A 20,148-nucleotide genomic window follows, 5' to 3' on the forward strand; every position below is an offset into this window, starting at 1 on the left:
GTAAGATGAAAGAGCACTACCGTCCCTAACGTCCATCATGCAGACGCCGCAGCGGTGCCAGCGCCGGCCGCGGCCTTCATACAAAGGAGCTTCCGTGCCCATCTCGGGGATCGACCTGTCCAACATTGATCACACCGTCCGGCCGCAGGATGACCTGTACCAGCACGTCAACGGGGCATGGCTCAAGGCCACCGAAATTCCCGACGACCGCCCGCTGGAAGGAACGTTTACGGCCCTCCGCGACGGCGCGGAGATTGCGGTCCGGGACATCATCGAGGAAGCCGCGGGGAAGGGTGAAGAGGCCAGCGGGATAGAACGGAAGGTGGGCGACCTTTACAACAGCTTCATGGACGAAGCCACGGTGGAGGCCAAGGGCATGGAGCCCATCCGGCACCGGCTTGCCGAGGTTTTTGCCGCCACCACGGTCGGCGAACTCGTCGCCCTTGTCGGGCGGCTGTTCCGGGCTGACGTTTCGGGCCTCTTTTACATCTACCCGGCACCCGACGCGGGCAACCCGGACAGGATCCTGCTATACACCGGCCAGGGAGGGCTGGGCCTGCCGGACGAATCCTATTACCGGGAAGAGAAATTCGCCCCCATGGTCACGGCGTACGGTAACCACGTGCGGACCATGTTCTCCCTGGCCGGCCTGGACAATGCTGAGGCCGCCGCCGGCCGGGTGATCGGGCTGGAGACCAAACTGGCTTCCCACCACTGGGACAACGTCACGCTCCGGGACCCGCAAAAGACCTACAACCTCAAGACGTCAGAAGAGGCCGTATCCCTGTTCCCGCTGATGGGCACCTGGTTCGAATCGGCCGGGATCGATGCGGACAAGCGGCAGGAAATCGTGGTCAGCACTCCGGATTTCTTCAGCGGCGCGGCGGGACTGCTTGAATCCGAGCCCCTGTCCGTCTGGCAGGAGTGGCTGGCCATGCGCGTGATCAGCGCCGCCGCACCCTACCTGTCCTCAGCTTTTGTGGATGCAAACTTCGCGTTCTACGGCACCACCATCAGCGGCACACCCCGAAACAAGGACCGCTGGAAGCGGGGCGTCGGCGTCGTCGAAGCAGCCCTGGGTGAAGCGGTGGGCCAGATTTATGTCGCACGTCATTTCCCCGAAACCCATAAGGCCCGGATGCAGTCCCTGGTGGCCAATCTCATTGAGGCGTACCGCCAGAGCATCACGGACCTTGAGTGGATGGGCGAGCAGACCAAGGAAGAGGCGCTCCGGAAACTGGGCGCCTTCCGCGCCAAGATCGGTTACCCGGACAAATGGATCGACTACTCCGCCGTGGAAATCGACCCAACCGACCTCCTGGGGAACGTTGAGCGCGCGCACAATGCCGACGTCGACCGGCACCTTGATGAGGTGGGCAAACCGGTGGACCTGGACAAGTGGCTGATGACTCCCCAGACCGTCAACGCGTACTACCACCCGATGCTCAACGAGATCGTCTTCCCGGCCGCCATCCTGCAGCCGCCGTTCTTCACCGCGGATGCCGATGACGCCGTCAACTATGGCGGGATCGGCGCTGTCATCGGCCACGAAATCGGTCACGGTTTTGACGACCAGGGTTCACAGTTCGACGGCGGCGGCGCCCTCCGGAACTGGTGGACGGAGGCGGACCGGACGGCGTTCGAGGCACTAACCGCGAAGCTTGTCGCCCAGTTCGAGGTCCTCTCCCCCTATGCCGCGCCGGGGCACTACGTCAACGGCAAACTCACCCTCGGCGAAAACATCGGCGACCTGGGCGGACTGACCATCGGCTACAAGGCCTACCTCCTCAGCCTGGACGGCAAGGAGCCCGAGGTACTGGACGGGCTGACCGGCCAGCAGCGCTTCTTTGCATCCTGGGCGGCCGGTTGGCGCCAGGTCATCCGGACCGAAGAGGCCATCCGGAGGCTGGCCACGGATCCGCACTCCCCCAACGAGTTCCGGACCAATGCCATCGCCAGCAACCTGGACGCCTTCCATGAGGCCTTCGGCGTCACGGACCAGGACGGCATGTGGAGGTCACCGGAGGAGCGCGTCAGCATCTGGTAGCAGCAGAACAAAGGGGCCCGCCAATTGATGGCGGGCCCATTTGTCTGTCCATTTGTTCTGTCCGGAAGCCTGGTGCCGGTCAGCCCTGGACGATGAGCGCCGGGTTGGCCTGCTGGCAAACGGCGTCCCCTGCAGTCTGGTTCACGATGTCCTTGGGCACAGTCGTGGCCCCATAAGTGATGCCCGAGGAGAAATCTTCGCCAAGGTAGACCTGCACACCGATTAACGCTGGTGCGGGCTGTATTTGCTCGGCCGGGATCCCGAGCAGCGCGGCCACGTCGGCGGCCACATCGGCGTGGTTCGGCCCGTAATAGACCACGGACTGCGCCACCGGTACCGCTTCCAGCTGCCCAAGCTGGGTAAAGCCTCCGGAAATCAACGCCTGCGCAATTTCCTGGGTGCGGCCGGCGACACCTGTTCCGTTCGCCACGGTGACGGGCTGCGCGGATTTGTCGTAAGGCGGCGCCGGTGTTTCAGTCGGCGCAGGGGCAGGCGCACTGTCCGTCGGCGACGGAGTGGCCGTGGGAGTGGCGGCTGGAGCCGTGGGGTCCGTTAGATCGACGTCCTTGCGGAGGGCTGCGAACAACTGCGATCCTGCGGGTTCGGCGATCTGGAGGCGGTTAAGGTCTGCCACTGCTGTGGTGGTGGGCACGGCGACAAACGCCACCTTGCTGACGTCGATATTCTTCAGCCGGTTTCCGATAGTCAGGAGTGACGGAACGGATGCAAGTCCCTCATCGACTGTGAGGTTTTGGGTGACGACATCGGCAATCCGGAGCATCTTCGCAGGATCGGACAGCGTACCCTCGTCCTTGATTTTCCGTGTGAGCGACGAGAGGAATCCCTGCTGGGCCTTAATGCGGCCCAAGTCCCCGCCGTCGGCGAAGGCATGCCGTGTGCGCAGGAAGGCCAGTGCCTGTTCGCCCTCCACGGAGGACGTCCCCTTCGGCAACCTCAGACGGGAATCGGGGTCGTAGACGGCGTCGCTGATACAGACCTCCACACCGCCCACCGTGTTGGAAAGCTCCTTGACGGCGTTGAAGTCCGCCATCATGAAGTGGTCGATTTCGAGACCGGTCAGCTTGTTCACGGTGTCCACAGCGCAGCCGATGCCGGCCTCGGCCATGGCCTCATTGATCATGACACCACTCCTGGCCGGATAGACCTGTTTGGTCTTCTGGTCCGTGCACTCGGGGATGTCAACCAGGAGGTCCCGGGGGAAGCTGATGACATTGACGCGCTTGTTGTCGGCGGAGATGTCCATCAGCATCATCACATCCGACTGTCCGTAGCCTGAGGAGTCCTCTGCGGTACCGTACTCGGCGTTCTTGCCGTCCCGCGTGTCCGAGCCCAGAATGAGGATCTGCATCCTGTCGGATGAGTCGTTCACTGGGTTCGCCGTACCCGAGCCGGCGGTCAGCGGTGCCTTGGTAATGTTCGACTGCAGGCGGAAGAACCAAAACCCGGCAAACGCAAGGCCTCCCACTACCAGGACCGAGACGACGGCGGCGATCACCTTAAGCCACGCGGGCATCCCTGGCTGTGCTCCGAGATGGCGGGCGGAGCCGACGGCGGTGCCTTCCGCGTGACGGGAAACTGGCCCGGTTCCGGCTGACGGGTCAGCTCCGTTGTCGCGTTTGTCGCGGCGTTGCACCACAGGGTGTACCTTCCTCTGAACATTTGGATCCGGCCCATTTTAGTTGTTCAGGCTGGGAAAACGCCCGGTGACTGGCCGTGACGGTGGTGGAAGCGCGTCAGAAACCGAGTTTTACCAGTTGTTTGGGATCCCGCTGCCAGTCCTTGGCAACCTTCACATGAAGGTCAAGGTAGATACGCGTGCCCAGGAGCGCTTCGATGCCTTTCCGGGCGTTGGTGCCCACTTCGCGCAGCCGGCTGCCACCCTTTCCGATGATGATGGCCTTCTGTGAGGGACGCTCAACATACAGGTTGACCCTCACGTCAAGGAGCTGGTTGTCTTCTGCGCGGCCCTCGCGGGCCACAATTTCGTCCACCACCACTGCCAGGGAGTGCGGTAGTTCGTCCCGGACACCTTCCAGGGCCGCTTCACGGATAAGTTCTGCCACCATAACGGCCTCGGGCTCGTCGGTCAGTTCACCGTCCGGGTACAGCGGCGGCGACGGCGGCATGTGGCTGATCAGGACATCGGCCAGAGTGCCCACCTGGAAGCCGTCGGCAGCGGAAACTGGAACAATGTCCTTCCAGCCTTCCTCCCCCAGTACTTCGCGGCCGAGGGCCGCGACGGCGAGGAGCTGTTCGGTCAGCGCCTGGCGGTCCACAAGGTCCGCCTTGGTGACAATCGCGATGAGCGGCGTTCGTCCAACGGCAGCCAGTTGGGCGGCGATGTACTTGTCCCCGGGGCCGATTTTTTCGTTGGCCGGCAGGCAGAAACCGATAGCGTCAACTTCGGCCAGTGTGTCAGCCACCAGGTCGTTGAGGCGTTTGCCCAGCAGCGTGCGCGGGCGGTGCAGGCCCGGCGTGTCCACCAGGATCAGCTGTGCGTCCTCGCGGTGGACGATTCCGCGGATGGTGTGACGGGTGGTCTGCGGCTTGGCAGACGTGATGGCCACCTTCTTGCCCACCAGCGCATTGGTGAGGGTGGACTTGCCGGCGTTGGGCCGGCCAACGAGCACCGAGAAGCCTGCGCGGAAGCCGCCGAAGTCCGGCTTGGCAGAATCCTGGTTAGCCAGCGGCCTATTTTTCTTGCTCACGTGGAACTCCCTGCTGGGTTGTTTCCGCCTCATTGAGGAGGTCTTCAAGGTCAGTGTCTACTTTTGGTGCCGGCGCCGCAATGATGTGGCTGACGCGGTTGCGGCGCCCTTCGAGCCGTTCGGCCCGCAGGGACACACCGCTTACTTCAACGGTGCTCCCCACGATGGGAACGCGGCCCAGGGCTTTGGCAAGGAGCCCGCCCACGGTGTCCACCTCATCGTCGTCCAGTTCAATATCGAACAGTTCGCCAAGATCATCGATGCTCATCCGCGCGCTTACCCGGAAGGAGCCGTCCCCCAGTGCCACTGCTTCGGCGCTTTCGGTGTCATATTCATCCACGATCTCACCGACGATTTCTTCGATGAGGTCCTCCAGCGTGACAAGGCCGGCGGTACCGCCGTATTCATCGATAACGATGGCAACGTGCGTCGATTCCTTTTGCAGTTCACGCAGCAGGTCACTGACCTGTTTGGATTCCGGAACATAGCGGACTTCACGCGCGAGGGCCTCCACTGGCGGCGGCTCGGCGTCGGGGCCCAGCTCGTGAAGGGCTGCGGCAACGTCCTTGAGGTACACAATGCCGAGGATCTGGTCGGTGCTTTCGCCGATCACGGGGATGCGGGAGTAGCCGGAGCGCAGGAAAAGGGACATGGCCCTCCTGAGGCTGGAGCCGGCGTCGATGCTGAGGATGTCGGTCCGCGGAACCATCACAGCACGCACCAGGGTATCGCCGAAGTCGAAGACGGACTGGATCATCTCCGCCTCGGTGTCTTCGATCATGTCCGATTCGCTGGCCCTGTCCACCAGCTCCCGGAACTCCTGTTCGCTGAAGAAGGCCTCATCGCCGCCGGGCGCGCCAGGGGCTGCCGCGCTGCCCAACGCCACCAGCCAGGCAGGAATGGGGCCCAGCACCCAGGTGAGCAGCCGGATCAACGGTGCGGTGAAGCGCACCACGGCCGCGGAATGGAGCCTGCCGAGCTGCCGCGGGGACACTCCCACGATCACAAATCCGACGAGTGCCATGATCCCGGTGGCTGCCAGGCCGGCCAGCCACACGTTGTCCAGCAGGCTGTGGAGCAGGACGGCGACGGCGACGGCGGAGGCCATCTCGAACCAGATCCGCCAAAAACGCAGCGCGCGGATGTGCGCCACAGGCTGCGCGAGGATCCGTTGCATGGCATTTCCGCGGCTCTTGAGGAGCGCTTCTTCGGCGTCATGCCGCGGAAGGAAGTTGAAAGCGGCCTCCGCCGCGGTCAGAAGCGCGGCAATGCTGAGGAAGGCCAGAGCCATAAAAACGAGGAGCAGGGGCGTCACTGCGTGGTCTCGGCGGGTGCTTCTTTGCCCGTGAAGCCCGAAAGCAGTTCGCGCTGCAGACCGAACATCTCGGCCTTCTCCTCAGGCTCGGCATGGTCGTAACCGAGGAGATGGAGGATGCCGTGCGTAGTCAGGAGGAGCATCTCATCCTGCAGCGCGTGGCCGGCGTTCTTTGCCTGGACCTGGGCCACCTGCGGGCAGACCGCGATGTCGCCGAGCATCCCCTGGGGGGTGGGGCGGTCCGGAGTGCCGGGAGTGAGTTCGTCCATGGGCACTGAAAGCACGTCGGTGGAGCCAGGCTCGTCCATCAGCTCAATATGGAGCTTCTCCATCGCAGGTTCGTCCACCAGGAGAATGGACAGTTCCGCCTGCGGATGGATATACAGCTGTTCGAAGATGTACCGGGACAGGGCTACCAGCTCCGCCTCATCCACCTGGATGCCGGATTCGTTGTTAACCTCAATGCTCACGCGTGTTCCGCCCGCTTCTCCCTGGCCACCGAGTGCTTGACCCGGTTCCGCTGGACGTCATCCCAGAGGCTGTAGGCCCGGACGATGTCGCCCACCAAACGGTGCCGGACCACGTCGGTGGAGTCCAGGACCGAGAAGTTTACGTCCTCAATGCCCTGCAGGATCTCCTCAACGATGCGCAGCCCCGACCGCGTGCCAAAAGGCAGGTCAACCTGCGTTACGTCTCCGGTGACCACCATCTTGGAACCGAATCCCAGGCGGGTCAGGAACATCTTCATCTGTTCCGGCGTGGTGTTCTGGGCCTCGTCGAGGATGATGAACGCATCATTGAGCGTCCGGCCGCGCATGTAGGCCAGGGGCGCCACCTCGATGGTTCCCGCGGCCATCAGCCGCGGAATGGATTCGGGGTCCATCATGTCGTGCAGGGCGTCGTAGAGCGGGCGCAGGTAAGGGTCGATCTTGTCGCTCAGCGTCCCGGGCAGGAAACCCAGCCGTTCACCCGCCTCGACGGCAGGCCTGGTCAGGATGATGCGGCTGACTTCCTTCTGCTGGAGTGCCTGCACCGCCTTGGCCATGGCCAGGTAGGTTTTGCCGGTACCTGCGGGGCCGATCCCGAAAATAACGGTGTTTTCGTCGATGGCGTCAACGTAGTTTTTCTGGTTCAGCGTCTTGGGCCGGATCGTCTTGCCGCGGCTGGAAAGGATGTCATGGGTCAGGACGTCCACCGGGTTCTGCAGTGACTGGCTGCGCAGTAAGACAACCAGCTGCTGAAGCACGGCGGGGCTGATCACGGTACCGCGGGCCACCAGTTCGCGCACTTCGTGCAGCAGCCGCATGATCCGGGGAACGTCCGTGGCCGGTCCGCTGATGGAGAGTTCATTTCCGCGGACGTGGAAGTTAACGGCCGGGAACTGTTCCTCAATGAAGCGCAAGGCCTCATCGTGGCTGCCGAGCGATTGAACCATCTGATCGGAGTTGTCAAAGAGAACCACCTCCGTCCGAATTCCAGGAAGGGTGTGCGGGAATTCTCCTGCGGCGCGCTCTCCGGTGTTCAACCGGCGCTTTCCGTTCGCTGATTCAGTCATGGTGCCGGCCCGCTGGCCTGAGGTCCCCTTCACTTCGAGTAAACACTGCGGATAACGCTGCCGATGGCGGTTGGAGCGGCGGGGCGTTTGCCGCCCGCCGACGGTCACCGGATTCCTCCTATCTTACGCCAGCACACGCCCGCCGCGGTTTGCCGGCCCTGCGTTCCACCGCACAAAAAGGCGCAACAGGAGGAAGTGGTTCCCGTCATTAGATATCAACTTCATATCGGCCTCATATCGTTCCCGTTGCAGTTCCGCCCGGAGACGGTATCCGGCAAAAAGGGCTAGGCTGCCTGTGCCATGCTGGAAATCCAGCGTAGAGCTGGAAATCCAGGCCGTCCGGGGACCGGCCCACACAGCCAGAAAGGACAGGCCATCACAGTGCCGGGAAGAGCGTCGCCCCTTGCCGCGGGACCACTCTGGAAACGGGTCCGCTCTGCAGGCCTCCTGGGTCTCCTGCCTGTTGTCCTTGTCCTCACGGGCTGCATCGCCGCCCCCGGCCCCGAGCCGACACTGGCGTCTCCCACCACCGGTGCGGAAAGCACCCTCCCTCCCGGCGCACCTACCACCAGTGCCCCGCTTGAAACCACGCAGTCATCCAACAAAGCGCCTGTCTACTGGATCGGCCGCAGCAACAGCAACGTTTTCCTGTACCGGGAGTTCAGGGATGTGCCCGAGCAGGAGAACCCGGTCACCCGAGCACTGCGTGCCATGATGTCGGACAAGCCACTTGATCCGGATTTCTTCACGCCCTGGCAGAACCCCAAGAAGCTGGCCACATCGATCTCCGGCAAGAACGTCATCACCGTCGACGTCTCCGAGGATGCCTTCAACAGCAACCTGGACGCCGACATGGCGGCCCGTGCCATCCAGCAACTCGTCTATACGGCCACGGCGGCAGGTGCGAGTTCGGGCCTTATCGACTCCGGCCAGCAGATCCAGGTAATGGTGCTGGTGGACGGCCACACGGACTACCTCGCCTTCAACCACATCCGGCTGGGAACACTGATGTCCCGTACGGCAGGCATGGTGGCACCGGTGTGGATCATTGACCCGCAGGAAGGTGTGGACGTGCCTGACGGCAGCGTCAAGATCACTGGACGCAGCACGGCTCCCGGCGGCAAGCTCCGTTGGCAGATCCTGGAGGTCCAGGACAACGGGGACATGACTCCTTTCCTGACAGGCGAGACAACCGCCGCCGCAGAGCCCGGTCAGTCAGGCGTGTTTACTTTGGCGCTGACCCTCACACCGGGCAACTATGAGCTGCGCGTGTCCCAGCTGGATACGGTGGGAAACCGGCAGGACCTGAATGTGGACACCCGGGGTTTCAGCGTCCGGTAGAGGGCCCAGTTTCGATCTTGCCGGAGTTCGGTCCAGCGGGAGGTTCCGTTCAGTCTGTAGCTTGAGCCTAGCCGGCAGGTGCGGCCCAGCGGCCCAGTACATCACTTGCCAGCACCACGGCTGCCGGGCCTGCCGTGGAGGAACGCAGCACATGGTGTCCCAGGAGCGCCGTCACTGCGCCGACATCACAGAGCCGTGTGACTTCGCGCGGGCTGATGCCGCCCTCCGGCCCAACGATGAGGAGGACTTCCCGGGGACTGGTTCCGGTATCCGAATCCTGCCAGGCTTCCAGGACAGTCCTTAGCGGCCGGACAGCATCCTCATGCAGAATCACGGCCAGGTCCGCTGACGCCACAGCGGCCGCCAGGCCCTGGGTGTCGACGGCGGCCCGCACCTCAGGGATCCATGCCCGCCGGGCCTGCTTGGCCGCCGCCGCAACAACCGACTGCCATTTGGCGTGGGATTTGACTGCGCGCTCACCCTTCCAACGCACAATGGAGCGTTCGGACTGCCAGGGGATCACTGCGTCGATGCCGAGTTCTGTTGCCGTTTCGGCGGCAAGTTCATCCCGGTCACCTTTGGCCAGCGCCTGGACCAGGACCAGCCGGACGTCGGGGCGTTCTTCAAGCGCAAGTCCCGAGCATTCCACCGTCAGTTCAGCCGGCTGCGCCGAAATGACAGTTCCGGTGAGCCGCTTACCGGCGCCGTCGGCGATATCCACAGATTCCCCGGGGGCGAGGCGCTTGACCGTTACCGCGTGGCGTGCCTCCGGCCCCTCAAGGACAAATCGGCGGCCAGGTTCCATCTGGTCCAGGGACCCGGCCGCGCTGAAGAAAACCGGATTGCTCACCGCTACAGGTTACCGAGCCGGTCCCGAAGTTTGGCGAAGACACCGCCGCTGGCGGCCAGCTTCCCCTCGGTAAACTGCTCACCACGCATCTTTGCCAGCTGCCGCAGGAGGTCTTCCTGGGCCGCATCAAGCTTGGAGGGCGTCTCAACCTGCAGATGCACTTTCAGGTCGCCGCGGCCGTAGCCGCGCAGGTGCGTCACGCCAAGGCCGCGGAGGGTGATGATCTCGCCCGACTGCGTGCCGGCCTTGACGTCAATCTCCTGCAGCCCGTCGAAGGTCTCGAGCGCGAGTTCCGTTCCGAGCGCGGCCGCCGTCATGGGAATGTTGAGCGTGGCGTGCAGGTCGTCGCCATCGCGGACATAAGTGGCGTCATTATTGACCCGGATTTCGACGTACAGGTCTCCGGCGGGGCCTCCAGCGGGGCCCGCTTCGCCCTGGCCCGAGAGCTGGATACGGGTTCCGGTGGCAACTCCGGCCGGTACCTTGATAGTCAGGGAGCGCCGGCTGCGGATCCGTCCCTGCCCGCTGCACTCGTTGCAGGGGTCCTTGATGACAGTTCCAAATCCTTCGCAGGTACCGCACGGCGCCGCCGTCATGACCTGGCCAAGGATGGAACGGACTGCGCGCTGGACCTGGCCACTGCCGCCGCAGATGTCGCAGCGCTCCGGGTGGGTTCCCTCGCGGCAGCACGAACCGTTGCAGGTGGGGCAGGTGACGGCCGTGTCCACTTCGAGCTTCTTATTAACGCCGAAGACGGCGTCACGGAGTTCAATCCGGACGCTGATCAGCGCGTCCTGTCCCCGGCGTACGCGTGAAGCAGGCCCCGACGAACCGCTGGCACCGAAGAAGGTGTCGAAGATGTCCTGGAAGGCAAAGCCCTGGCCGGCGTACCCACCGCCACCGAAACCGTTGTCCGTGCCGTTTTCATTGCCGGTGGTGTCGTAAACACGGCGCTTCTGTGGATCTGAAAGCACCTCGTAGGCGTGCGTCACAGCCTTGAAGCGGTCCGACGCATCGTCACCGGGATTCACGTCCGGGTGGAGGGTGCGGGCAAGCTTCCGGTAGGCCTTCTTGATCTCTTCTCCGGTGGCTTCCGGCGAGACTCCCAGGACGTCGTAGTGGCTGCTCAAGTTTTTTATCTCTTCCTTGTTGTAACGCTTGCAGTTGTACTGCCTGTGCTGCTCTTTGTACCGGAACCCTGTGGGCCCCGTATCACGGGCCCAAAATTCGTGAAAGGTAGCGGGCTACAGCCCGCACGGCGGCCATGGTGGTGGGATAGTCCATCCGGGTGGGACCGAGAACACCAATCTTTGCTGTGCTGTCCGGACCGTAACTGGTGGCCACTACCGATGCTTCGGCCAGGCCGTCGTAGGGATTTTCCCGGCCGATGCTTACAGTAACCCCCCGGGGGTCCTGCGCCATCTCGCTGAGCAGGCGCAGCATCACCACCTGTTCCTCGAGGGCTTCGAGCACCGGCCCGATACTCAGCGGGAAATCCACGTTGGACCTGGCCAGGTTTGCCGTGCCGGCCATGACCATGCGCTCTTCACGGCTGTTGTGCGCCAGGCTTTCCAGCCCGTGCGCCAGGGCCTGTGCTGCCTGCCGCTGGCCAGGGCTGACAGCAGAGACCACCGCCGGCAGCGACTGCGTCAGCATGCTTAGAGGCGTCCCAGAGAGTGAGCCAAGGAACCGGGCGCGGAGCCCGGCGATGGCATCATCGCCCAGGTCCTGGCCGATGTCGATCACACGTTGTTCCACCTTGCCGGTGTTCGCGATCAGCACCACAAGGACCTTCCGGGGCCCCAGGAGCACAAATTCGATATGCCGGATGGAGGCGCGGCTCAAGTGCGGATACTGCACCACTGCTACCTGGTTGGTCAGCTGGGACAAAAGCCTGACCGTGCGGTCCAGGACATCGTCAAGATCATCCGAGCCCTCCAGCAGTGACTGGATGGCACGCCGTTCGGCAGGGGACAGCGGCTTCACGGCCGAGATCTGGTCCACGAACAGCCGGTAGCCTTTGTCCGTGGGGATCCGACCGGCGCTGGTGTGCGGGGCGGTAATAAGCCCCTCGTCCTCCAAGGCAGCCATGTCGTTTCGGATGGTGGCGCTGGACACGCCCAGATGGTGGCGCTCAACAAGCGCCTTCGAACCGACGGGCTCCCGGGAGTGCACATAGTCCTCCACGATGGCACGCAGTACTTCCAGTTTGCGTGGCTCGCTCACACTCCACCTCCATCTACGGTTTCAGGGTTAGCACTCGACGTGCCTAAGTGCTAACAGTCTAATATGTCTCACCCCGTTGTTAGCATTGGTACCGCTCCGGGCGAAATTCCGGGCCACGATCTAGCGCAAGGCGGAGTGCATCCATGCAATACCAGAACTGGGGACCGCAGGAGATAGCCACCCCCGCCCGAAACCAGCTGCCTGAAATCCCCGTGGAGCGCGGCATGGTCCTGGAGGACGTCCAGTCCGGCTGGGTGGGAGCTGTCACGCGGGTGGAGAAATCCGGCGGCATGCACGTTGTGGCGCTGGAGGACCGGCGCGGCAAATCGCGGTCCTTCCGCCTGGGTTTTGGGTTCCTCCTGGAGGGCCGGCCCATCCGGCTCATGCCGCCCGCTCCCCGGCAGGCCGCCCCTGCCGGCGGCCGGACTGCGTCCGGGTCGGTACGGGTCGCGGGCCAGCGGGCCCAGGTGGCCAAGGCGAGCAGGATTTGGGTGGAGGGAAAGCACGACGCCGAACTGGTGGAAAAGGTCTGGGGAGACGACCTCCGAGTGGAGGGCATCGTCGTCGAGCCTTTGCACGGCATCGATGATCTTGCGGGGGCTGTCGCCGATTTCAGTCCCGGGCCAGGCCGGCGGCTGGGAGTCCTGGTGGACCACCTCGTGCCGGACTCCAAGGAGTCCCGGATCGCCGATGCGGTGATGGCATCACCGGGTGCGGCCGGCAACGTCCTCATCGTCGGGCACCCCTATGTGGATGTATGGCAGGCCATCCGGCCCGCCGTGCTGGGCATTGATAAATGGCCGGTGGTTCCCCGCGGCCAGGACTGGAAGACGGGAATCCTGGCTGCCTTCGGCTGGCCGCACTCCACCAAGGAGGACATTGGCCTGGGCTGGCAGAAACTGCTGGGGGCGGTCCACAGCTACGCGGATCTGGAAGCATCGCTGCTTGGCCGAGTCGAGGAAGTCATCGACTTCCTGACAGTGCCTTAGCTTTCGCGCTGCCGGCACCGGGACGGCCAACGCGTCCTTTCCAGCGCCGACCCAGTATTCTTGGTACGGCGAAGGCAGTTTTTGTCCTCAGTCCGGCAGTTCCAAACCCAGCACCATTGCACGTTCAAAGGAAGACACCGTGGCACAAAACGCACGTGAACACAGGGACAACCAGGATGGCCAGGGCCGTTCCGAGTACCATGGCGTTCCCGCAAATGCGCTGCCGCTCACGGCGAGCGAAGACCGCCAATGGGCCACCTTGGCCCACTTCGGCGGGATCCTGGGATGCGTCCCGTCCCTGCTGATTTACCTCATCTTTCGGGACCGGGGACCCTTCACCGCGCAGGAGTCCAAGGAGGCGCTGAATTTCAGCCTGCCGCCCACCATCGCAGCGGTGGTGGCCAACATCCTTGTTTTCCTCCCCCTGGTGGGCAACATTTTTGCCGTCATAGCCACCCTGATCTGGATCGCCCTGACCTGCTACTCCGTGGCGGCCGGAATCCATGTGAACCGCGGCCAGCCGCACCGCTACCAGTACAACCTCCGGTGGATTAAATAGGGCACAACGTGCGCTGGCCCCTGCCCTAGTCGGGAAGGATCCTGCGGACCACTGCGTCGGCGAGCAGGCGGCCCTTCAGGGTTAGCACCAGCTGTCCCCGGAACGCCGCCGCGGGATCCACCAGGCTGTCCGCGATGAGTCCGGCCACTGCTTTCCTGCCCGACTCCCCCAGCGAGCCGATGCCCACCCCGGATTCAAGCCGCGCCCCGAGCATAATCCGCTCCAGGTCCCGGGTGGCGTCGTCGAGTGTTTCCCGTCCGGCGGCCGGTGAGAGTCCCTGGGCGAGGCGGCCAGCGTAGGCGGTGGGGTGTTTGACGTTCCACCAGCGCACTCCGCCCACGTGCGAGTGGGCTCCCGGGCCGATGCCCCACCAGTCGTCACCCCGCCAGTAGGCCAGGTTGTGCCGGCACGCCTGCCCGGGCGTCCGTGCCCAGTTGCTCACTTCATACCAGCTCAGCCCCGCTTCGCCGATCAGCTGATCGGCGAGTTCGTATTTGTCGGCGTGGTCGTCGTCGTCGATGCCGGGAACTTCACCGCGGCGGATCTGGGCGGCCAGCTTGGTTCCGTCTTCCACAATCAGTGCGTAGGCGCTGATGTGGTCCGGCTCGTAGGACAGGGCTGTGAGCAGGGTGTGCCGCCAGTCCTCCAGCGACTCCCCCGGGGTCCCGTAGATCAGGTCCAGGCTGACAGCCAGCCCGGCTTCCCGCGCCCATTGAACCACCTGGGGCACGCGGCTGGGGGTGTGGGTACGGTCCAGGACCTTGAGCACGTGAGGAACCGCGGACTGCATGCCGAAGGAGACCCTGGTGAAACCGGCGTCCTTCAGCACGGCGAGGGACTCCGGCGTGACGGAATCCGGGTTCGCCTCGGTGGTCACCTCGGCTCCGGGCTCTATCCCCCACTCACCGATGGCCGCGCGCAGGATGCGGGCAAGGTCCTCCGCCGGAAGCAGCGTGGGCGTGCCGCCGCCGAAGAAGACAGTGCTCAGCGTGCGGCCGGGAAGGCCCGACTGCGGGAGCACGCGTGCCGCCAGCTGCACCTCCGAGATGGCGGTGTCGGCGTAGGCATCCTGGGAGGCTCCACCGCCCAGTTCGGTTGCGGTGTACGTGTTGAAGTCGCAGTATCCGCAGCGGACGGCGCAAAACGGAATGTGCACATACAGGCCGAAGGCCCGGTCCGCCGCACCGTCCACCGCCTGTGCAGGCAGCAGACCGTCCGACGGCGCCGGGTCGCCAAGGGGAAGAACGCTAGGCATTCGTGCGGCCTCCGGTGTTTCCGGCCACGGGCATCACTACTTCTTGGCCTTGTCCTTGGATTCGTCTGTGGTCAGGGCGGCGATGAAGGCTTCCTGCGGCACTTCCACGCGGCCCACCATCTTCATGCGCTTCTTGCCTTCCTTCTGCTTTTCCAGCAGTTTGCGCTTACGGGAAATGTCACCGCCGTAACACTTGGCCAGCACGTCCTTGCGGATGGCCCGGATGCTTTCACGCGCGATGATCCTGGAACCAATAGCGGCCTGGATGGGGACCTCAAACTGCTGCCGCGGGATGAGCTCACGCAGCTTGGTGGTCATCATGACGCCGTAGGCATAGGCCTTGTCGCGGTGGGTGATGGCGGAAAAGGCATCCACCTGCTCGCCCTGGAGCATGATGTCCACCTTGACCAGGTCAGCCACCTGGTCGCCGTCGGCCTTCCAGTCCAGCGAACCGTAGCCGCGGGTCTTGGATTTAAGGATGTCGAAGAAGTCGAAGACGATTTCGGCCAGCGGCAGGCGGTACCGGATTTCCACCCTGTCCTCGGAAAGGTAGTCCATGCCGCCCATCACGCCGCGCCGGCTCTGGCACAGCTCCATGATCGCGCCGACGAACTCGTTGGGCGCCAGGATGGTGGCCGAAACCATGGGCTCGCGGACCTCGGCTACTTTGCCCGTGGGGTATTCACTGGGGTTGGTGACATGGACTACCTTCTTGTCCTCCAGGGTCACCTCGTATTCCACGTTGGGGGCGGTGGAAATCAGGTCCAGGTTATATTCACGTTCCAGGCGTTCCCGGGTGATTTCCAGGTGCAGCAGGCCCAGGAAGCCGACCCGGAACCCGAAGCCCAGTGCCGCCGACGTCTCGGGCTCGTACACCAGCGCGGCGTCGTTGAGCATCAGCTTCTCCAGCGCATCGCGCAGCACCGGGTAGTCCGTGCCGTCCAGGGGATACAGGCCGGAGAAGACCATGGGTTTTGCATCCGCGTAGCCTGGAAGCGAATCCGAGGCGGGCTTGGCCATGTTGGTCACGGTATCGCCGACCTTGGACAGGCGGACGTCCTTTACCCCGGTGATGAGGTACCCCACTTCGCCGACGCCCAGGCCTTTAGAGGGGGTGGGCTCCGGGGAGCTGACACCGATTTCGAGGAGTTCGTGCGTGGCCCGGGTGGACATCATCTGGATCTTCTCGCGCGGGTGCAGCATGCCGTCCACCACCCGGACGTAGGTGACCACGCCGCGGTAGGTGTCATAGACGGAGTCGAAAATCATGGCCCGGGCAGGGGCGTTGGCATCGCCCTGCGGGGCCGGCAGGTCGCGGACGATCTTGTCCAGCAGCGCCTCAACGCCCATGCCGGTTTTCCCGGAAACGCGCAGAACGTCCTCCGGGTCACCGCCAATCAGGCTGGCCAGTTCGGCCGCGTACTTCTCCGGCTGCGCTGCCGGAAGGTCGATTTTATTCAGGACCGGGATGATCGTGAGGTTGTTTTCCATCGCCAGGTACAGGTTGGCGAGCGTCTGGGCCTCGATGCCCTGCGCCGCATCCACCAGGAGGATTGCTCCTTCGCACGCCGCGAGCGAGCGGGAGACCTCGTAGGTAAAGTCGACGTGCCCGGGGGTATCGATCATGTTCAGTGCGTAGCTCATGCCGTCGAGTTCCCAGGGCATGCGGACTGCCTGGGACTTGATGGTGATACCGCGTTCACGCTCAATATCCATACGGTCCAGATACTGCGCCTTCATGTCGCGGGACTGAACGACCCCGGTGTACTGCAGCATGCGGTCGGCCAGGGTGGACTTGCCGTGGTCAATGTGCGCGATGATGCAGAAATTCCGAATGATGGCCGGATCTGTCGCGGCGGGCACCGGGGCGGTGCGGGCCATGGGAGACACGCAGGGTCCTTACTGTTGGCATTCACGCGGCCGCCGCCAGGACGCAGCGTCTGCACCCTGCGGATGTACCGCATATTTGGAACCTCCAGTGTCCCACGTCGCGGCGCCCGGCACTGCATTCCGGGGTGAATGCATTGAGCCAAACACCGGAACCTGCCCCGGGATAGGGTTGCCCCATGCCAATTAACCTCCGCTCACTGGCCCAGGCCGTCCAGGCCTCCCTTCGGATTCTCGACCGGTTCCGCGCCGGCGCGGCCGGTCCGCCAGCCGATCGGGGAACCCGCCGGCAAGCTGCGGGGACGACTAAACCGCGGCGGCCAGCGGCACCGCGTTCCGCCGCCCGGCCGTCCGTGCCGCCGTCGCCGTCGGCCGCGGCACGGGCAGCGTACGCCGGGGATTTCAGCGGCACGTCCACCATCCGGTATGCGCCCCAAACGGATGGCGCCCCTGACCCCGGAGAAGTGGTGTGGGCGTGGGTGCCCTACGAGGAAGACCACAGCCGCGGGAAAGACCGCCCTGTTCTGCTGATCGGCCACAACGGGCCGTACTTACTGGCGCTCATGCTGACCAGCAAAGATCATGACCAGCACCCCACGGATGCCGACGACTATGTGGACGTGGGGACGGGAAACTGGGACCGGCAGTCCCGGCCGAGCGAAGCAAACATAGGAAGGGTGCTCCAGCTCAATCCTGAGAGTATCCGCCGGGAGGGTGCCGTGCTGGACAAGGCGCGCTTCGACCTGGTTGCCGCAGGACTGCGGCGGCGACACGGCTGGAAGTAGGCGCCAAATGGCCACCGTACCGGCCAATCTGCTATTCTTTATAGCTGTGTGTCCGTGCAGGTCGACGGCCACTGATGGTTGGCCGCCATAGGTATCCCCACGCCGCTCAGTCAATGGCCAATCTGAAAGCCCTCTAGACCATTTCCGCATTAAAAAGAGAGTTCACACGTGGCTAATATCAAGTCCCAGAAGAAGCGCATCCTCACCAACGAGAAGGCTCGCCTGCGCAACAACGCAGTCAAGTCTGAGCTGAAGACGGCCATCCGCGCCGTCAACACCGCCGTTGAGTCCACCGACAAGGATGCAGCTGCTGTTGCCCTGGTTGCTGCCAGCCGCAAGCTGGACAAGGCTGTCAGCAAGGGTGTTCTGCACAAGAACAACGCAGCGAACCGCAAGTCTGCGATCTCCAAGAAGGTCAACGCACTGTAAGGTTTCCAGTTCACCTGAACTGATGGTTGTGGCCGGCACCCCTGGGTGCCGGCCACACATCTTTAACTACGCGTCCCACAGGTTGAAGGCGGCACGCCCAAGGGTAGGGCCTTACCGGAAGAAAAAGTAAAAGACCAGGGCCAGTCCTGGACCAAGTGCCTGTCCGATGGCGCTGGTGAGCAGGCGCTTCTCTGTGACCCACAGCCAGATGCCAAGGATGACGTGGCTCGCGCAGCAGAAAATCACAATTGCTGACCCACCGGCCACATTCCCCGAAAAGTTAACCATCCACAGTCCTGAGGCGATGCCCAGACCAAAGGCGATGTTGTAGGCGCCAACGTTCATCGCCCACATACGCACGGCCTGCACATTTTCTAGGCGGCGTACCCTGCAGCCTTTCCCGTGCAGGATATGCCGTGGCCTCCAAGGCGTTCAAGAGTTCTTCCGGCTCAACGCTGCTTTGCCGACATGGCGATCACGGTCACGGCATGTTCGACGGCGTAGACAGGGTCACGGGAGAGCCCTTTGACCTGTGCATCCGCCTCGGCTGTGGCCTGGATGGCACGGACCAATCCTTCTGGCGTCCAGCGGCGGACGTCGCGTTGGGCCTGTTCCACCAGCCACGGCTGCATTCCCAGATCCCTGGCAATCTGCGCGGAAGATCCCTGGGCTCCGGCCACCTTGGCTACCGTCCGGAGCTTGGCGGCCAGGGCCGCAACGAGCGGAACAGGATCAGCTCCCGTGGCCAGTGCGTGGCGGAGCGTGGAGAGAGCCGCCGGCCCGTTTCCGGCCATCGCGGCGTCGGCTACTTTGAACGCCGTGGCTTCAATCCGGCCCCCGTAATAGCGGTCCACCATGTCAGTGGTGACAGCTGTGGTGGCATCCGCGATCAGCTGGCTGCACGCCGCTGCCAGTTCGGAGAGATTGGCGCCGACGGCATTAACAAGTGCCTGGACCGCGTCGGCCTCAATCCGGCGGCCGCCGGCCCGGAACTCAGCAGCCACGAAGGCCGCCTTGTCTGCTTCCTTTTTCAGTGGCTGGCAATCCACCACCGGCCACCCGCCGGCTTTGACAGCATCCAGTAGCTTCTTGCCCCGTACTCCCCCGGCATGCCTGAGAACCAGCACGGCATCCGGTTCGGGATGGGCCAGGTATGCCAAGGCATCCGCCAGAAAGGCGTCATTCATTGATTCGACGCCTTCGACTTCAATCAGTTTGCTCTCGCCGAACAGGGAGGGGCTGACGTTCATGGCCAGTGTTCCGGCCTCGTAGCTGCCCGCGTTCATCCGTGTCACCTCCACATCAGGAGACGCGGTCCGCACCTGGGACCGCACGTGGTCCATTGCCCGGATCCCGAGATACTCTTCCGGACCACCGACGAGCACCACGGCGGCCGGTGCTACGTCCCGCCAGGTGGCCGTGTTGGACGCCGTCGTGCGGGTTCGGGCAGTTGGCGCAGCGGCCATGGCGGATTCCTCCTGGAAATGTTGGTGCGGTATCTAAGCCTGCCACGGCGGTCCCCTGGCTCCAAGCGGCCGCCGTGTCCGGCTGGGCTCCTAACGACCCTGTTCCGAGGCCGGCCATAGACGCCTTGTTTTGCCCCAGCTGGTTTCGGGCAGCGCCGTCGAGGGGTACTCAGACTCGGACGATGGCGAGCCGGAAATGATTCTCGGGGCTGTAGTTCCAGGCGAAGCCCAGATCTTCCCACTCAGCGTCGGTGGGCTCTGCCGTGGAGGTGGTGAGCTTCATCATCGAAGTGATGTCTTTCGGGACCTCCAGGGCGCCCAGAACGCATTGAACGTCTGCCATCGCTGCTCCGGAGGTTTCCCGGGGTCCCTTGGTGTCGATGGAGAGCTTTGTCCCGTACGCGTTCAGCTCTACTCCGTCGGCGCCGTCAAGTCCGCATCCCGATACGGCGTCGGCGAGGTTGGCGCCAGCAGGTGCCGGCGCGGCGGAGGACGAGGTTTCGGTTGTGGGGTCGGGTGCCGGAGCCGGTGCGGCAATGGAACATCCGCTGAGGATGAGTCCGGCGGCAACCGCCGTTGCCGCCGTGAACGAATACATAACAGGAAGACGCATGTGGAGCCTTTCAAAGGTTGGCCTGGTGGCCGGTTCGCGGGAGGCCCTGGCAGGCCAGAATCGCGGCGACCGGCGGAATAAGTGCGCCCGGCCAATGTCACC

19 protein-coding genes are annotated in these 20,148 nt (G+C 63.9%); 6 read left to right on the forward strand and 13 right to left on the reverse strand.

The features are described from left to right. The first annotated feature begins 94 nt into the window (after positions 1–94). The gene (locus M1E17_RS13185; protein WP_457962483.1) at positions 95–2,047 is read left to right on the forward strand and encodes a M13 family metallopeptidase; all 1,953 of its coding nucleotides are present in this window, start codon (positions 95–97) and stop codon (positions 2,045–2,047) included. 79 nt (positions 2,048–2,126) lie between these two features. Here the strand turns inward: M1E17_RS13185 and M1E17_RS13190 are convergent, their stop codons facing one another. The 5 genes from M1E17_RS13190 to M1E17_RS13210 all read right to left on the reverse strand — a co-directional run bounded on the left by M1E17_RS13190 (position 2,127) and on the right by M1E17_RS13210 (position 7,646). After that, on the reverse strand, positions 2,127–3,581 hold the full coding sequence (locus M1E17_RS13190; RefSeq protein ID WP_457967744.1) for an LCP family protein: 1,455 nt from the start codon (positions 3,579–3,581) through the stop codon (positions 2,127–2,129). A 220-nt stretch (positions 3,582–3,801) separates the two neighbouring features. After that, positions 3,802–4,776 (reverse strand): GTPase Era, encoded by a 975-nt coding sequence (gene era, locus M1E17_RS13195; RefSeq protein WP_457962484.1) that lies wholly within the window; start codon positions 4,774–4,776, stop codon positions 3,802–3,804. Beyond that, positions 4,760–6,091, reverse strand: coding sequence for a hemolysin family protein (locus M1E17_RS13200; protein ID WP_457962485.1), 1,332 nt, complete (start codon positions 6,089–6,091; stop codon positions 4,760–4,762). Before M1E17_RS13200 ends, era begins: the two co-directional genes overlap by 17 nt. After that, on the reverse strand, positions 6,088–6,561 hold the full coding sequence (ybeY, locus tag M1E17_RS13205) for an rRNA maturation RNase YbeY (protein ID WP_267275229.1): 474 nt from the start codon (positions 6,559–6,561) through the stop codon (positions 6,088–6,090). The genes M1E17_RS13200 and ybeY overlap by 4 nt, the downstream gene beginning before the upstream one ends. Beyond that, positions 6,558–7,646 carry a PhoH family protein gene (locus M1E17_RS13210; protein WP_457962486.1) on the reverse strand — a complete coding sequence of 363 codons (1,089 nt, stop codon included), beginning with the start codon at positions 7,644–7,646 and terminating at the stop codon, positions 6,558–6,560. Before M1E17_RS13210 ends, ybeY begins: the two co-directional genes overlap by 4 nt. A gap of 381 nt (positions 7,647–8,027) precedes the next feature. Between M1E17_RS13210 and M1E17_RS13215 the strand changes: the two genes are divergently transcribed. Beyond that, positions 8,028–8,987 carry a GerMN domain-containing protein gene (locus M1E17_RS13215; protein ID WP_457962487.1) on the forward strand — a complete coding sequence of 320 codons (960 nt, stop codon included), beginning with the start codon at positions 8,028–8,030 and terminating at the stop codon, positions 8,985–8,987. Positions 8,988–9,054: 67 nt separating this feature from the next. On the opposite strand, the gene M1E17_RS13220 is transcribed toward M1E17_RS13215, so the two are convergent. From M1E17_RS13220 to hrcA, 3 genes are all read right to left on the reverse strand, one after another. After that, a complete protein-coding gene (locus M1E17_RS13220; RefSeq protein WP_457962488.1) occupies positions 9,055–9,837 on the reverse strand; it encodes a 16S rRNA (uracil(1498)-N(3))-methyltransferase in 783 nt (260 codons plus the stop codon). Positions 9,838–9,839: 2 nt separating this feature from the next. After that, a complete protein-coding gene (dnaJ, locus tag M1E17_RS13225; RefSeq protein WP_457962489.1) occupies positions 9,840–10,967 on the reverse strand; it encodes a molecular chaperone DnaJ in 1,128 nt (375 codons plus the stop codon). An 82-nt stretch (positions 10,968–11,049) separates the two neighbouring features. Continuing rightward, positions 11,050–12,063, reverse strand: coding sequence for a heat-inducible transcriptional repressor HrcA (hrcA, locus tag M1E17_RS13230; RefSeq protein WP_457962490.1), 1,014 nt, complete (start codon positions 12,061–12,063; stop codon positions 11,050–11,052). Positions 12,064–12,206: 143 nt separating this feature from the next. Here hrcA and M1E17_RS13235 point away from each other — a divergent pair, with 143 nt between their 5' ends. Both M1E17_RS13235 and M1E17_RS13240 read left to right on the forward strand, forming a co-directional pair. Continuing rightward, positions 12,207–13,052 (forward strand): DUF3097 domain-containing protein, encoded by an 846-nt coding sequence (locus M1E17_RS13235; protein WP_457962491.1) that lies wholly within the window; start codon positions 12,207–12,209, stop codon positions 13,050–13,052. 139 nt (positions 13,053–13,191) lie between these two features. Then, positions 13,192–13,611: a DUF4870 domain-containing protein gene (locus M1E17_RS13240; protein ID WP_267275236.1), complete on the forward strand. Its 420-nt coding sequence runs from the start codon at positions 13,192–13,194 to the stop codon at positions 13,609–13,611. A 25-nt stretch (positions 13,612–13,636) separates the two neighbouring features. Here M1E17_RS13240 and hemW read toward each other — a convergent pair whose 3' ends face one another. Further along, entirely contained in the window at positions 13,637–14,866 is a 1,230-nt protein-coding gene (gene hemW, locus M1E17_RS13245; RefSeq protein WP_457962492.1) for a radical SAM family heme chaperone HemW, read from the reverse strand. Positions 14,867–14,902: 36 nt separating this feature from the next. Then, positions 14,903–16,756: a translation elongation factor 4 gene (lepA, locus tag M1E17_RS13250; RefSeq protein WP_457962493.1), complete on the reverse strand. Its 1,854-nt coding sequence runs from the start codon at positions 16,754–16,756 to the stop codon at positions 14,903–14,905. A gap of 176 nt (positions 16,757–16,932) precedes the next feature. On the opposite strand from lepA, the gene M1E17_RS13255 reads away from it, so the two are divergent. After that, on the forward strand, positions 16,933–17,538 hold the full coding sequence (locus tag M1E17_RS13255; RefSeq protein ID WP_457962494.1) for a type II toxin-antitoxin system PemK/MazF family toxin: 606 nt from the start codon (positions 16,933–16,935) through the stop codon (positions 17,536–17,538). 168 nt (positions 17,539–17,706) lie between these two features. Further along, positions 17,707–17,967: a 30S ribosomal protein S20 gene (rpsT, locus tag M1E17_RS13260; RefSeq protein ID WP_066291556.1), complete on the forward strand. Its 261-nt coding sequence runs from the start codon at positions 17,707–17,709 to the stop codon at positions 17,965–17,967. Between the two features lie 111 nt (positions 17,968–18,078). Here rpsT and M1E17_RS13265 read toward each other — a convergent pair whose 3' ends face one another. From M1E17_RS13265 to M1E17_RS13275, 3 genes are all read right to left on the reverse strand, one after another. Next, positions 18,079–18,321, reverse strand: coding sequence for a DUF1304 family protein (locus tag M1E17_RS13265; protein ID WP_457962495.1), 243 nt, complete (start codon positions 18,319–18,321; stop codon positions 18,079–18,081). Positions 18,322–18,416: 95 nt separating this feature from the next. Continuing rightward, positions 18,417–19,433, reverse strand: coding sequence for a DNA polymerase III subunit delta (gene holA, locus M1E17_RS13270; RefSeq protein WP_457962496.1), 1,017 nt, complete (start codon positions 19,431–19,433; stop codon positions 18,417–18,419). A 169-nt stretch (positions 19,434–19,602) separates the two neighbouring features. After that, positions 19,603–20,046 (reverse strand): hypothetical protein, encoded by a 444-nt coding sequence (locus tag M1E17_RS13275; RefSeq protein WP_457962497.1) that lies wholly within the window; start codon positions 20,044–20,046, stop codon positions 19,603–19,605. Positions 20,047–20,148: the final 102 nt, after the last annotated feature.

The organism is Arthrobacter sp. D1-29 (genome assembly GCF_054130585.1).